The following is a 13,703-nucleotide window of genomic DNA, read 5'->3' as shown; positions in this document are numbered from 1 at the left end:
AACCTTCTCTGCCACGACAACAACGATACGACAACGAAAGGGAACATACCCATGAAAGCGGTGCTTTGTAAAGAATACGGTCCGGCGGAAAAACTGGTGGTGGAAGAAGTACCCTCCCCGAGTGTTGGCGCTGACGGCGTACTGATCGCCGTACATGCTGCGGGCATTAACTTTCCCGACACGCTGATCATCGAAAACAAGTATCAATTCAAGCCGCCCCTGCCTTTCATCCCCGGTACAGAGGTGGCGGGCACCGTGAAAGCCGTAGGCGACAAAGTAACCCACGTTAAACCAGGCGATCAGGTGATGGGTTTTGCCTTTGTGGGTGCCTACGCGGAAGAAATCGTGGTGCCAGCAGCCAGCTGTTTCCCTATGCCGTCGGCGTTCAGTTACGAAGAGGCCGCCGCCTTCACCATGATCTATGGTACCTCTTACTACGCGCTCAAGCAGCGAGGGCAACTGCAAGCAGGTGAGACCCTGCTGGTACTGGGTGCATCTGGCGGTGTGGGCATGGCCGCCGTGGAATTAGGTAAATTGATGGGGGCAACGGTCATCGCGGCAGGTGGCAATAATGAGAAGCTGGCGGTGTGCCAACAACGCGGGGCGGATCACATCGTCAATTACAACGATGCGGACTGGAAGGATCAAGTGAAAAAATTGACCGGCGGTAACGGCGCTGATGTCATATACGATGCAGTGGGTGGCGAATACACTCAAACAGCCATGCGTTGTATTAACTGGGGCGGCCGCCTGCTGGTGGTGGGTTTTGCCAGTGGCGATATTCCGCAGCTGGCAGCCAACCTGACTCTGTTGAAAAGCAGTTCTGTAGTGGGCGTGTTCTGGGGCGCTTCCCTGGCCAAAGAAGCCCAAGCCAATCAGGACAACTTTAAAGAACTGTTCCAGTGGTCGATGGAGGGCAAGATCAAGCCTTACGTGTGTGCCAGTTACCCGCTTGAACAGGTAGCGGATGCGATGAATTTATTGCTGCAACGGAAGGCGGTTGGAAAAGTTGTACTGACGATGCAGTAACGGCCACGCCGTAGTCAGCACACCAAACAAACCCAAACCAGTGCAGGTAGTATCATGTGGTTTATAGTTCGGTTCATTTTTGCGCTTTACGTTCAGAAAATAAAACCCACCAAGACCTTTCAGGATTGGGTGTTCGCACGCTATCGCTGCATGCCCTGGGATCTGGATGCCAACGTTCACATGAACAATGTGAAATATCTGAAATATCTGGAGCGTGGGCGGGTTGAGTTCATGATACACACGCCGTGGCTGCAGGAAATGCATGGCCGCGGCTTTAAAGCCCTCATCGCCAACACCGAAATCAGCTACGTTAAAGAAATACGCCCACTGCAACGTTTCAAGGTAGAAACCCGCATCAGCAGCTGGGATGAAAAATACATCTACATGGAGCAACTGTTTACTTACCGCAAAACCGTATTTACCGCTGCGGTCATCCGAATGGCAATGGTGAGCATTAAAACTGGCAAACGGGTGTCACCCTTGGCAGCATTTAAAGAAATGGCACCCGGGGTAACACCCGCAACACTGCCCGACAGCGCCCAGCACCTTAACCTGCTGGTTCAGGCGCAACGCAGTGAAACCCAAGCCATCGCTGCGGCCCATGCGTCTGTAGATGAACAACCCAATCAACACAACAATAGCCACAAAGAGAAGACCCTCCCATGACCGAACAAGTACTCACCGAGATTCAGGGCCACATCATCATCATCCGACTGAATCGGGCGGACAAAAAAAACGCCCTCACCGGGGACATGTACAACGGCATCTCCGATGCTCTGGATCAACTGGAAAACGATTCCAACCTGCGCGTTGGCGTGATCACGGGCACAAAGGATTGCTTTACCGCTGGTAACGATCTGGTGGATTTCCTTAACAGCTCCAGTATTGGTGGTGACTCCCCCGTGGGCCGTTTTCTGCGCACCCTCCCCAACCTGACCAAGCCTCTGGTAGCCGCAGTAAATGGCCCGGCTGTAGGGGTAGGCACCACCATGTTGATGCATTGCGACCTGGTATACGCCGCACCGGGCGCCAAATTTCAAATGCCGTTCGCCACATTAGGCCTGTGCCCGGAGGCAGGATCCAGCCTGCTGTTCCCCCAGCTGATCGGCTATCGAAAAGCAGCCAAACTGCTGATGCTGTGCGAAATGTTTCGCGCCGACGAAGCGGTGGAAATGGGCATAGTTAATGAAGTTGTGGATGCGGAAGAATATCAAGCCCACGCCATCGCCAAGGCTCAGCAACTGGCTGTGCTGCCGCCGCGCTCGATCCGGGTAACCAAGCAATTACTGCGCACGGGTAATGCGGAACAACTCAAAGCCATCATGAAGATGGAGGAAGATTACTTTACCGAGATGCTGCAAGGCCCTGAAGCCAAGGAAGCGTTTAGCGCGTTTTTAGAAAAACGTAAGCCAGACTTTTCCCAATTCAACTGATGCACACAGCGCGTGAACAGCCCACTTCTGGCTGTTCACGCGCTGTTTAAAGCATTTGCGCTTGCAGGCTTACTGCCTGATACCTTCCACGGAAATGTAGATATCCACCACTTCAGACGCTGGCCCCAAATTGTAATCAATACCGAAATCTTTTAAGCGCAACTGCGTCGTTGCTTCAAAACCCTGACGATAACCACCCCAGGGATCTTTACCTCCCCCCACATATACGGCATCCAGGGTTACCGGTTTGGTTACCCCTTTTAAAGTAAAGTCGCCGGTGATTTTGGCAGTTTTATCACCGGTTTTTTCGATTTTAGTGCTGACAAACGTGGCCTTGGGGAACTGGGAAACATCAAAGAAATCCTTTCCGCGCAAATGCTTGTCCCGCTCACCATGATTGGAATCCACGCTTGCCACATCAATGGTGACGTTCACCTTGGAGTTCTGAACATTGGCCTCATCCAGGACAAACTCACCCTCAAAGGTATTGAAACGGCCTAACAGCCAGCTGTACCCCAAGTGCTGAATCTTGAATTGAATAAAGGCATGGCTGCCTGCTGTATCCATTTTGTACGTCTGTGCTGCTTGCAGTAATCCAGAGCACAACAACATCGCTCCGGCAATAGCGGCGGTCAACACACGGTGAAAGTTCATTCTCATAATCAGCTCCTGTTGCGGTTTAGCGGGGTGATTACCCCTTGATGGTAAAAATGCGCGTTAACGTTTGATCGTGATTGATAAAATGGTGTTTGAGCGCGGCCAGTGCGTGCACAGAAACCAGGCCGACCAACACCCACGCCACCCAAAGATGAATCAGACCGATCAAATCAACCTGATTCGGCGCGAGTTTCATTAGCGCCGGCAGCAACTGTACATCAAAGCTGCTCAATGGCGTTCCTTTCGCCGTCGAGATCAGATAACCACTGATCACCAGCAGCAGCAATATCAGGTAAAGCAAGCCATGAACCAACTTGGCCAGCACAGCCTGCCAGCGATGTTCAGACAACACACGGGGCGGCCGACTCAGGCAGATCCAAACCAGTCGGATCAACGTCAGCCCCCCTAATATCACGCCCAACAATTTATGCCACTCAGGCAGCTCGTGATACAAAGGATCGTAATAGGTCAGTTCAACCATATACACACCCACGCCAAACAGCCCGGCCACCATCAGAAATGATACCCAATGGATTGCAATGCTAACCACGCCGTACCGGGTGGCGGTGTTCTTAATTGTTACCACATCCCCTCCACACCATCTCTGATCCGATATTCGTCGCTCTTTGACCTCGGCAAATGAGAATGGTTCTAGTTAGCATGATATGGTTTTTCCCACAAATTCATAAACTTACAAGAAAAATACAGATCAACCTATACGGGTACGGTATTTTTTCACAATTTACATGGATGTTATTCAGTAGAAAAGATTGCCGATCAGAGCACAATAGTAAACAAGGACATGCAGCACACAAGACCGCTTACGCTTGCCTCTGATCGAAAGAGCAAACAGGATTAAACCATGAACATGAAATCCATTACTGCCAGCTGGGTAATTGCCCTCGGTCTATTGGGCATTTTCAGCCTGATGAAACAACCAACCCTGAATCACAGTGCTGAGGACAAGGTAATCACCATACCTCAGGATGATGCACCCCACACAGAAGAACAAATGAATGAACTTGAAGCCAAGGTATGGTGCGCCCTGGACGGGCATCAAGTAGCTCAGGTTCAATTTCAGGGTACGACCCGAACACTGGAAGGAGCCATGGCCATCGCCCCTCACTGGGCAGGAAACGCATTCAGTGAGCAGCAACTACAGCTGATCACACCCTGCATAAATCAACGACTGCAGCACTTGGCTTTGCGGCTGCAGCATCAGAAATCTGCACCTGCTATGGACTATTTGTTTACGCAACTCTAAGGCAACCCCATCATGAACCGGGCAGCTTTATAATAAGTGACTCGCAAGGATACGACATACAGCCAAGCACATAGCCGTTTTTCGCATCCTCGAGGGACAGCGAGTTCGGCTCATCCATGATGACCATCCCCGACTTGATTTTCACCTTACAGGTCTGGCAATTGCCAACCGTACATTTCTGCGGAATGCTAACGCCATTGCGCCGCGCAGTTTCCAGAACCGTCTCTACCTGACGCTGACGCACCCTGATTGTGTTACCCAGCACCGTTGGCGGCAAAAATGTGATGGAGCGAGGCTTGAGTTCGTCGGAAATAAGGGTGGCCGGTGGCGAGCCAAAGGTTTCAATGTTAATCCTGGACTCCGAGATACCCGCATGATGAAAGGCTTCCGTACATTTGCTCACCAACCCATAGGGGCCACAAATGTAGAACAGGGCGCTGGTGGGATCTGCGACCCGAGACAGAATCTTTTCTCCATTCAAGCGTCGGTAAGGGTCGTGTCCGTCCCCTTCCCGGCGGGTAAACTGAAAACGCAGACTAAACCCAGGATGCTCCTTCTCCAAGCGCTGTAACTGCCGATAAAATATCGCCTGCTCCTGATTGCGGCTGGCGTAGATCAGCTGTATGTCTGCCATTGGATTCTTACCCAGCAGATCCTTGATCAAGGAAAATACCGGCACAATACCGGCGCCTGCGGCCACCGTGACATAGCGTTGATCCTCTGGATGCGTTACCGGCGGCACAAACTCGCCCATGGGGTCGTCGATGTAAAACCGATCGCCAACGCTCAGGGAGTTGTTGAAATAAGTCGAGACCCGCCCATGAAAGATCCGTTGCACGGTGATCGCATAGCGGCGTTCATGGGGTGCACTGGAAAACGAATAGCAACGCTGAAACAGGGTTGGCCCAACCGGCAGCGATACCGTGACACATTGGCCCGCTTTATAGCTCAAGCGATACCCTTCCAGCAGCTCAAATTCAACGGTAACAGAGCGGGAGGTCTCCCGCTTGATGTCGGTCACCACCGCCTCATAGGCGTTTTCCAGTACGGTTGATGTCCGCCGTGGTGCGGTGGTGGCTTTACGCACCATGGGAATAGCACGAGTCACGCGCTGGAATAATCGTACGGGCAAAGTCTGGCCGAGGTTTTTTGAAATCCGATTCACGACGGTTTCCTGAATGCGAGCGACAACAACGGTTTACGACGCCATTAAATCACATTACAAGCGCCATTTACCATGTAACAACCGGCAAAGCGGCGAAGGATCGTCTATAACTTTAAGAAAAGGAAGGTAAATTATGGCCTACGACCCGAACGACCCGCTCTATAAGATGCTGCTGGATGAAAATATCAAGGCATTTAACGATGCCCGCAAGTCTGGCAAAACCGTTGAACTGCAAGGCGCGCTGTTCAGAGGCATTGATCTGCGCAATATGAATGCCGATGGCCTGGATATGCAGGATGCTTACTTTCGGGGAGCAGATTTGCGCGGAGTTGATCTGCGCAACACCAACCTGGAAGGTGCCAGCCTGTGTGATGCCAAGATTTCGGGGTGCTATTTCCCCAAGGAGCTTTCGCCTGAAGAGATTCGGCTATCCAACGAGAAAGGCACCCGAATGCGGTATTCACGCCCATAAATATCTGGCATAAAAAAACGCCAGGGCGATTAACCCCGGCGTTTTCATTAGTGCTGGTGATCAGCCGATATTACTTCGCCGCACGACGACGAGAAACACCCAGACCAGCCAGACCTAAACCAAACAGAGCCAGAGTAGCTGGCTCAGGCACGGCAGCAGCGCCAAACGCTACATTGCCGCCAGAAATAGTTTCAGCACGGAAGCTGTAAGCACCGCTGGAGTTATAACCACCGTTAAGGCCAGCAACAGCCTCAGACAGGCTCAGGTAAAAGTCGCCAATAGCAGCGATGTAGTTACCAGCGGCCAAGTTAGTAGTAATTTGAGAATTACAGCAATAAGGATAATCATCGTTAGCCGTAATGTAGTCGCTAGCGTCCAGCGATCCGTCATCACGGAACAGATACATATATGTATCAAAAGATGAAGAAGAAGAGTTCAATCGAACAGTGCTGTAAGCATCCAGGTTGAAAGATACATAATCTACGGTACCTGCGCCGGACGCAGTCACAGAAGATGTAGTAGTAATAACGTTAGCGCTAGCAGCAAATGGCAGAGCCAGTGCAGCAGCAGCGATCAAGCTTTTAATTTTCATAATAATTACCCCTAGTTTGTAGTAAGTAAAACATGGAAAGCATGTTCAATGTCCTCCCTGTTTTTGCCCCAATTACACCTGACAAGCAAGCATTCACAGAAGCCTGCAACATATAAAGCAATTACCAGTCCAGTCTGCATAAGCGGTTGATTTATATCACAATAATATATTGCACCAGCGTACCAGATGTAAGTAAATTCGACGCTATAGCAAGCGTAAACCCAACAGGACAATAGAGTAGGTTGATTGACTATTTCGAACAAAATATTAGCACCGCTATAGTGCGTTTTTTATACAGCAAGCACGAAAGTGGATACATCAAGGATAAAAGAATCACGCTATCAAGCAGGATGCGCGGAAAAGGAGTTTCAACTGAGTGAATCCGTGTAAAAAAAGCCGACGTTTTATTAGGCTATTCATCCCAAAAGCGGCGTAACTGGAACGCACAATAACCCAACGCGAATAGCACATTGACGATAATACTGGTACGGATGACCATGGTCAGCTGCTGCGGTGTCATTATGTCCTGGGCCAGATGGGAGCCAGGCAGCCCCCACAAAGACAAAGCAACCATCATCCCAGCAATTACGAACACACCCAGGATCATACCCACAAAGGCCTTGCCCCGATCCAGCCACTCCCGAATCGCCGCAAATTCAATAAAACCATTAAGAGCGCTGCAAAGCACCCAGGTCAGCAACAGTGATCCCACCAAATAACCGGCCATCAGTGCTCCCGCGTTTTCTTGAATTTAACATCCGGCCAGCGCTCCATAGTCAACTCCAAATTCACCCTTGTGGGTGCCAGATACGTTAGATAACCGCCTCCATCAATGGCCAGGTTATCGTGGCATTTCTTCTTGAAGTCTTCCAGCATCTTGGCGTCTTCACAGTACACCCAGCGAGCCGTAGCCACACTGATATTGTCATAGGAGCATTCGACCTTATATTCATCTTTAAGGCGATAGGCCACTACATCAAACTGCAGCACCCCCACCGCGCCCACAATGATGTCATTGTTACGCAAAGGCATGAACACCTGCGTCGCGCCCTCTTCCGACAGCTGAGTAATGCCTTTCTGAAGCTGCTTACTCTTGAGGGGATCACGTAACTGCACCCGGCGAAACAACTCAGGAGCAAAATGAGGAATGCCCTGAAAGTTCATCACCTCACCATTGGTGAACGTATCGCCGATCTGGATGGTGCCGTGGTTGTGCAGGCCAATAATATCGCCAGGCCAGGCATCTTCCAGGTGTTCGCGCTCACCGGCACGAAAGGTTAACGCATCAGAGATGCGCACGTCTTTGCCCAGACGCACATGACGCATTCTCATCCCTTTTTCGTAATGGCCGGAGCACACTCGCATAAAGGCAATACGATCCCTGTGCTTGGGATCCATGTTAGCTTGGATTTTGAAGACAAAGCCGGTGAAGTTCTCATCCTTGGCTTCCACCATCCGGGTATCGGTTTCGCGCCCTTGCGGAGATGGAGCCCATTGCACCAGGCCATCCAGCAAATGATCCACACCGAAATTCCCTAACGCGGTTCCAAAGAAAACCGGGGTCAATCTGCCTTCGAGAAAGTCCTGCATGTCGAACTCATGGCTGGCACCCTTTACCAGTTCCAATTCATCCCGCAGATCCCCGGCCAGATCACCCACCGCAGCATCGAGTTCAGGGTTATCCAGGCCTTTGATTGCCCGCACTTGCTGGATTGTGTGGCCCTGCCCGGTTTTATACAGATAGGTGGTATCTTGATACAGGTTGTAAACACCCTTGAACAGTTTGCCCATCCCAATCGGCCAGGTAATCGGTGCGCAATTTATGTTAAGAATGCTCTCTATTTCATCCAGCAGGTCGATGGGGTCGCGAATATCGCGGTCCATCTTGTTGATGAAGGAAAGAATCGGAGTGTCCCGCAGGCGGCAAACCTCCATCAGTTTGATGGTTCGAGGCTCTACACCTTTGGCTCCATCAATCACCATCAAAGCCGAATCCACAGCAGTAAGGGTTCGATAGGTATCTTCCGAAAAGTCTTCGTGTCCGGGAGTGTCCAGCAGGTTTACGGTGCAATCTTTATAAGGAAACTGCATGACCGAGGTAGTCACCGAAATGCCCCGTTCTTTTTCCATCTCCATCCAGTCGGAGGTGGCATGACGGTCTGAGCCGCGGCCTTTAACTGTACCGGCCACCTGGATCTGGTTTCCGTACAGCAGCAGCTTCTCGGTCATGGTGGTTTTACCAGCATCGGGGTGAGAGATGATAGCAAACGTGCGTCGCTTTTTGATTTCATTAATAAAATTGCTATCGCCCATACCCGACCAAACCCTATTTACACCTAAATTTACACCCGTTTGTATAACCACCTTCAATGCTCTAACGAAGGCTTATCTACAAGCTCACTAGCCAGCCCCACGGACTGACCTACAACTATTGCAGCATTATAACCTAAAAAACACTTGACACAATAGCCTAAAATTACAAATACTTAATAACCTAAATATCGACAAACCCAAAAACCTAGAAAGTCTGTCATGGCCTCTCCTTCTGAAAAGCTTGCGCACTCATTATCTGTCCTCAAAGAAATTCAGGATAGAGGGCAAATCGCGATCCGCGCAGGCGACATGACGCGCACCCACCGCGAACGACTGTTAAAGAACGGTTTTATTCGCGAAGTGATGAAAGGCTGGTATATCCCTGCCCGCGCTGACGAAGCGCCAGGCGAGAGCACGGCATGGTATGCGTCTTTCTGGGGTTTTGCGAGAGATTATCTTAATTCCCGCTTTGATGAAGATTGGTGCCTGTCCCCTGAACAATCTTTGGCTTTGCATTCAGGGAATTGGACAGTACCAAGACAGTTACTTGTTCGCACACCCAAAGGCGGCAACAAACCCACAGGACTGCTACACGATACGTCTATATTTGATCTGCGCTTAGAGCTACCAGATAAGGATGATATTGTGCTGCTGGATGGTCTTCGCACCATGAGCCTACCTGCTGCGCTCATCGCCTGCCCACCGAATTATTATACGGCGAAGCCATTAGAGATGCGCTCAGCGCTGTCTATGATCAATGAACCTTCTGACGTACTGAGAAGATTGCTCGAAGGCAATCACAGCACAGTTGCGGGACGCCTAGCGGGTGCATTTAGAAATATCGGCAGAACAAAAATCGCCGATACAATACTAGATACAATGCGCAGTGCTGGTCATACGGTTAATGAGACTGATCCCTTTGCTGAACAATCCACGGTACTATTTGGCAACCGTGAAGTCTCACCCTACGTTAACAGACTACGCATGATGTGGGCGGCTTTTCGGGAACCGATCCTGGAGCATTTCCCCCCTGCCACCAATATACCCAAAGACATCAAAGCCTATCTGACACAGATCGACGACATCTATGCATCTGACGCTTATCACTCCCTATCGATTGAGGGCTATAAGGTTAGCGCTGAACTGATCGAGCGTGTGCGCGAAGGTAACTGGAACCCCGCTAGCATCAAAGCCGACCCCCAATCACAAAGAGATAGAGACCAACAAAACACCCTTGCCGCGAGAGGCTACTGGCAAGCCTTCCAAGCGGTTAAGAAAACCATCAAGGATGTTCTTGAAGGCAAAGACGCAGGTGAGGCGGCTGAAGATGATTACAGCGCATGGTATCGAGAGTTATTCGGGCCAAGCGTAGTGGCTGGTATTATCGGTGCGGCTGATTTAGCAGGCTATCGCAATAGAGCTGTATATATTCGCCAATCAATGCACACGCCACCAAGCCCAGAAGCGGTACGCGATTTAATACCAGCCTTCTTTGAGCTGCTAAGAGAAGAACAAAGCCCAGAAGTTCGCGTTGTGTTGGGACATTTTATTTTCGTTTATATCCATCCCTTCATGGATGGAAACGGCAGAACAGGTCGCTTCCTAATGAATGTCATGTTAGCCGCTGGCGGCTATCCGTGGCTTGTTATTCCAGTGGAGCGACGAAGCGACTATATGAGTGCACTGGAAGCCGCCAGTGTCGATCAAAACATCGAGCCCTTCACGATGTTCCTGTCTGATCTCTTAAAGGATCAGACATAGTTTAAAAAACAGCCTATATTGGTACTTAGAGTACCAATATCCATCAAAATCCAAACCGCTTTTGAGGCTTAAGATTGACGATAAGCGGAGTCAAGACAAGCGAAGCATGAACGGACATTTGACCCGCTAGCGCACTGCGCAAGCTATTCATCTTACGCGTCGTTTTCCTGATAGCCTCTAACGCCTCAGGCTTGATGGCATCTTCTATTTGGTAAATCGCACTAGTCTTAACAACCTTTTCCAAAGCCTCTCTAGAAGATTCAATCGCCTTAACAGCAGAAGGACTTGGCTTGATTTACTCGATACTGTCCATTGCCTTCTTCAGTTTTTCTAGCTCACCTCACGATATTGATGGTACTTCAGGTATAGACGCAACAATATGTTTATACTACTACGCACAATAGACTTAATAGCAGGCACGACCTTCTTAGGAACAAGCTCTAGCCCTACCCGCCAAAGCGATCAGACTGGAGATACGCTGTTATAGATCGCCCGCCCTGAGAAAACTGGCAGAGTGGGCTTCTAGGCAGGCGATCAAATTGGAATTTACCAGCCTGGGAACCCTCAGAAAAATACGTATGTGGAGCGTTACAACCGCAGTGTTCGATATGACTGGTTGAGCCAATATCTGTTTGACTCAATTGAGGAGGTTCTGGAGCATGCCACTTGCTGGCTGTGGACATATCATGATGAAAGGCCAGAAATGCGGCGCACCAGCCTGCGATTATAAGAACGCAGGGCAAGACTGAGAAAGCAAGGGTTGCCCGCAAACGGACAACCCCAAGCAATCAGAGAGGATCAGCCTTTTTGCTGGAACAGGTGCACGTCGCGCTGTGGGAATGGAATGCTGATTCCAGCGGCATCCAGGGCTGGCTTGATGCGCTTGTTAAGTTCGAAAAACACACCCCAATAATCTTCGTTCAAACACCAGGCACGAACAGTAAGGTCAATGGAGCTGTCTCCGTAACCGGTTACTCCAACAAAGGGGGGTGGATCCTGCAACACTCGCGGCTCTTTCTTGATCATCTCCAGCAATGCGGCCTCTGCGTGCTCGAAGCTACTGTGGTAGCTGATGCCCACGGACAGATCAACTCGGCGATTCGCGTCTTTGGTGTAATTCACCAAGTTGCCATTAGCCAAGGGGCCATTGGGCAGGATGACATGCTTACTGTCTACGGTATGCAGAAACGTATAGAACACATCAATGGCTTCAACGAAGCCTTCTTCTCCATTCGTCTTGATGTAGTCACCGACTTTGTAGGGCTTAAACACTAGAATCAGCACGCCACCTGCGAAATTGGTAAGGCTGCCCTGCAGCGCCAAACCGATGGCCAGGCCTGCGGCACCTAAAATGGCGATGAACGAAGTGGTCTGCACGCCGATCATGGAGATGACTGAAATAAACAAGCAGGCCTTAAACGCTACACCGAGGATACTGATGAGCCACTTGCGCAAGGACACGTCAAACTCACGCTTTTCTAGCAAAAAGCCAACGCCTTTGCAGGCCATGTTTATCAACCACAGGCCAATAAAAAGTGTAATGAGCGCTAATAACAGTTTCGGTGCATAAAACATGACCATCTCAGCGGCTTTGTCGATGATCGGCTGTACGTTAACTTTATCCAATTCCATGGTTACGCCTCTTCAGTCTCGATGTTAGGAGCATTATGTTGTGAAAAACAGATAGTAAGACCTAATTCACTGGTTGCAAAACATCTTTTTAATCAACATCACTTTCTATACCTGCTATCGATTAATGGTCGACAGTTCCAATCGGTACACCAATGCGTCTTCGCGCCCATCGTCTGCCGGGTAGTAGCGTGGACGAACGCCCACCACTTCGAAACCCGTTGCTTCATATAAATTGATGGCAGCGTCGTTACTGACGCGCACTTCAAGAAACGCTTCGTTGGCACCAAGATCCAGTGCCACGCCTAATGCGTAGCGAAGCAATTTGCGGCCCAGGCCGTTACCTTGCTCTGCTGGATCCACACACACATTCAGTATGTGACACTCCCCTGCTGCCACATAGGCGACGATATAACCCAAAGCACGATCGCCGTCTGACGCCAGATAGCAAAGATGCCCGCTACGTATACTGTCGGCAAACATGCCTTCTGTCCAAGGCCAGGGGTAAGCCTCGTTCTCAATATCCATAACCTGGGGAAGATGGCTGAAACTAAGCAGGCCAATCTGCATGGGAGCTAAGCCTAATCGATGCTGTTAAGGAAGGGATGAATGATGCCCCAGGCTTCAGCCTTGCGCGTCCAATCATGTTGCATTTCGCTAAGAGAGCAGCAGGCAACGGCATCCAGAGCGGAGCCATTCAGCGCGAACGACTGGCCTGTGGCTGCGTCACTGATTACAGACGCAGCCTTAGTACCCAGAAATACACTTTTGATAACAGGGGGAGCGCTGGCTACAAAGCCCAGCAAGCCTTCTCGCGCTGCTTGTGAATCGGCGGCAATACGCGGGTTGTCTACCATGGGCCAGCGATACAATTTGGCACCGTATTGATCTAACGCATTATGATGGCCAAGCACCCCCAGCAGATCTGACACCATGCGGTGTTCCACTGCCGACAGGCCTGGCGCGTCAGGCAATGTCAGCTCCACAAATAACCGGAATCGCTCGGGCACGGTAATCACCGCCAAAGCAAATCGCTGCGCTTTTATCACTGGCTTGGCGGGTGCGGTTTTGGGCTGAACCTGTTCCTGCCTGAGCTTGCTTACGTCCAATTGTGGAATAGAGCCATCGTCCTCGATGTCTGGCCGGGGCGACGCTTCGCTTATTGGAGCTGCCTGTTCGGCGACAGCAGGTGATGACTCAGGCGGCTGGGGTGCGATATCAGGCTGAGCAGGCTCAGCACTGATTGCAGGGGTTGGGGCGGCAGGCCAAATTTGCTCGGCTGTGAGCTCAGGCAAAACCGGAGCGCCCGCAATGGTATCCAGCGCAACATACTGGGTGATACCCAATGCGTGCAAATAGGCTTGGCGCTCACTTTCCAGCATCAAGGC

The 13,703-nt window shown here is 50.6% G+C and carries 14 protein-coding genes and 3 pseudogenes; 7 read left to right on the top strand and 10 right to left on the bottom strand.

Annotation, left to right across the window (positions count from 1 at the left end; translation table 11 throughout):
* Positions 1-51 precede the first annotated feature (51 nt).
* Genes Kalk_RS17785 through Kalk_RS17775 form a run of 3 tightly spaced genes read left to right on the top strand, consistent with a single transcriptional unit; the run spans position 52 to position 2,462 of the window.
* Positions 52-1,029, top strand: a complete 978-nt coding sequence (locus Kalk_RS17785; protein WP_101895531.1) for an NADPH:quinone oxidoreductase family protein — start codon at positions 52-54, stop codon at positions 1,027-1,029.
* A 54-nt stretch (positions 1,030-1,083) separates the two neighbouring features.
* Positions 1,084-1,695, top strand: coding sequence for an acyl-CoA thioesterase (locus tag Kalk_RS17780; RefSeq protein ID WP_101895530.1), 612 nt, complete (start codon positions 1,084-1,086; stop codon positions 1,693-1,695).
* On the top strand, positions 1,692-2,462 hold the full coding sequence (locus Kalk_RS17775; RefSeq protein WP_101895529.1) for an enoyl-CoA hydratase: 771 nt from the start codon (positions 1,692-1,694) through the stop codon (positions 2,460-2,462). Before Kalk_RS17780 ends, Kalk_RS17775 begins: the two co-directional genes overlap by 4 nt.
* 69 nt (positions 2,463-2,531) lie before the next feature.
* Here Kalk_RS17775 and Kalk_RS17770 read toward each other — a convergent pair whose 3' ends face one another.
* Together Kalk_RS17770 and Kalk_RS17765 are read right to left on the bottom strand one after the other, a co-directional pair.
* On the bottom strand, positions 2,532-3,122 hold the full coding sequence (locus Kalk_RS17770) for a YceI family protein (RefSeq protein ID WP_324772529.1): 591 nt from the start codon (positions 3,120-3,122) through the stop codon (positions 2,532-2,534).
* A gap of 31 nt (positions 3,123-3,153) precedes the next feature.
* Positions 3,154-3,705, bottom strand: coding sequence for a cytochrome b (locus Kalk_RS17765; RefSeq protein ID WP_199767953.1), 552 nt, complete (start codon positions 3,703-3,705; stop codon positions 3,154-3,156).
* 276 nt (positions 3,706-3,981) lie between these two features.
* Between Kalk_RS17765 and Kalk_RS17760 the strand changes: the two genes are divergently transcribed.
* Positions 3,982-4,383 (top strand): hypothetical protein, encoded by a 402-nt coding sequence (locus Kalk_RS17760; RefSeq protein WP_101895527.1) that lies wholly within the window; start codon positions 3,982-3,984, stop codon positions 4,381-4,383.
* Between the two features lie 10 nt (positions 4,384-4,393).
* On the opposite strand, the gene Kalk_RS17755 is transcribed toward Kalk_RS17760, so the two are convergent.
* Positions 4,394-5,548: an iron-sulfur cluster-binding domain-containing protein gene (locus Kalk_RS17755; RefSeq protein ID WP_101895526.1), complete on the bottom strand. Its 1,155-nt coding sequence runs from the start codon at positions 5,546-5,548 to the stop codon at positions 4,394-4,396.
* A 133-nt stretch (positions 5,549-5,681) separates the two neighbouring features.
* Between Kalk_RS17755 and Kalk_RS17750 the strand changes: the two genes are divergently transcribed.
* The gene (locus Kalk_RS17750) at positions 5,682-6,020 is read left to right on the top strand and encodes a pentapeptide repeat-containing protein (RefSeq protein WP_101895525.1); all 339 of its coding nucleotides are present in this window, start codon (positions 5,682-5,684) and stop codon (positions 6,018-6,020) included.
* Between the two features lie 70 nt (positions 6,021-6,090).
* On the opposite strand, the pseudogene Kalk_RS21815 reads toward Kalk_RS17750, so the two are convergent.
* The 4 genes and pseudogenes from Kalk_RS21815 to prfC all read right to left on the bottom strand — a co-directional run.
* Positions 6,091-6,180 (bottom strand): annotated as a pseudogene (locus Kalk_RS21815) (PEP-CTERM sorting domain-containing protein); the annotation flags it as partial.
* Between the two features lie 51 nt (positions 6,181-6,231).
* Positions 6,232-6,612 (bottom strand): annotated as a pseudogene (locus tag Kalk_RS21380) (DVUA0089 family protein); the annotation flags it as partial.
* 412 nt (positions 6,613-7,024) lie between these two features.
* Positions 7,025-7,339 carry a hypothetical protein gene (locus Kalk_RS17740; protein ID WP_101895524.1) on the bottom strand — a complete coding sequence of 105 codons (315 nt, stop codon included), beginning with the start codon at positions 7,337-7,339 and terminating at the stop codon, positions 7,025-7,027.
* Positions 7,339-8,925, bottom strand: a complete 1,587-nt coding sequence (gene prfC, locus Kalk_RS17735; RefSeq protein WP_101895523.1) for a peptide chain release factor 3 — start codon at positions 8,923-8,925, stop codon at positions 7,339-7,341. The genes Kalk_RS17740 and prfC overlap by 1 nt, the downstream gene beginning before the upstream one ends.
* A gap of 219 nt (positions 8,926-9,144) precedes the next feature.
* Here prfC and Kalk_RS17730 point away from each other — a divergent pair, with 219 nt between their 5' ends.
* A complete protein-coding gene (locus Kalk_RS17730) occupies positions 9,145-10,686 on the top strand; it encodes a Fic family protein (RefSeq protein ID WP_101895522.1) in 1,542 nt (513 codons plus the stop codon).
* A gap of 506 nt (positions 10,687-11,192) precedes the next feature.
* Positions 11,193-11,416 (top strand): annotated as a pseudogene (locus tag Kalk_RS17720) (integrase core domain-containing protein); the annotation flags it as partial.
* A gap of 68 nt (positions 11,417-11,484) precedes the next feature.
* Here the strand turns inward: Kalk_RS17720 and Kalk_RS17715 are convergent.
* The 3 genes from Kalk_RS17715 to Kalk_RS17705 all read right to left on the bottom strand — a co-directional run bounded on the left by Kalk_RS17715 (position 11,485) and on the right by Kalk_RS17705 (position 13,700).
* Complete coding sequence (locus Kalk_RS17715) at positions 11,485-12,318, bottom strand: mechanosensitive ion channel family protein (RefSeq protein WP_101895519.1); 834 nt, start codon at positions 12,316-12,318, stop codon at positions 11,485-11,487.
* A gap of 114 nt (positions 12,319-12,432) precedes the next feature.
* Positions 12,433-12,885 carry a ribosomal protein S18-alanine N-acetyltransferase gene (gene rimI, locus Kalk_RS17710; protein ID WP_101895518.1) on the bottom strand — a complete coding sequence of 151 codons (453 nt, stop codon included), beginning with the start codon at positions 12,883-12,885 and terminating at the stop codon, positions 12,433-12,435.
* An 11-nt stretch (positions 12,886-12,896) separates the two neighbouring features.
* Positions 12,897-13,700 (bottom strand): hypothetical protein, encoded by an 804-nt coding sequence (locus Kalk_RS17705; protein WP_158643560.1) that lies wholly within the window; start codon positions 13,698-13,700, stop codon positions 12,897-12,899.
* Positions 13,701-13,703: the final 3 nt, after the last annotated feature.

It is taken from the genome of Ketobacter alkanivorans (assembly GCF_002863865.1).
Lineage (GTDB): Bacteria > Pseudomonadota > Gammaproteobacteria > Pseudomonadales > Ketobacteraceae > Ketobacter > Ketobacter alkanivorans.
The sequence above is the reverse complement of the archived record's forward strand: the minus strand, read 5'-3'. Positions and strand labels throughout refer to the sequence as shown.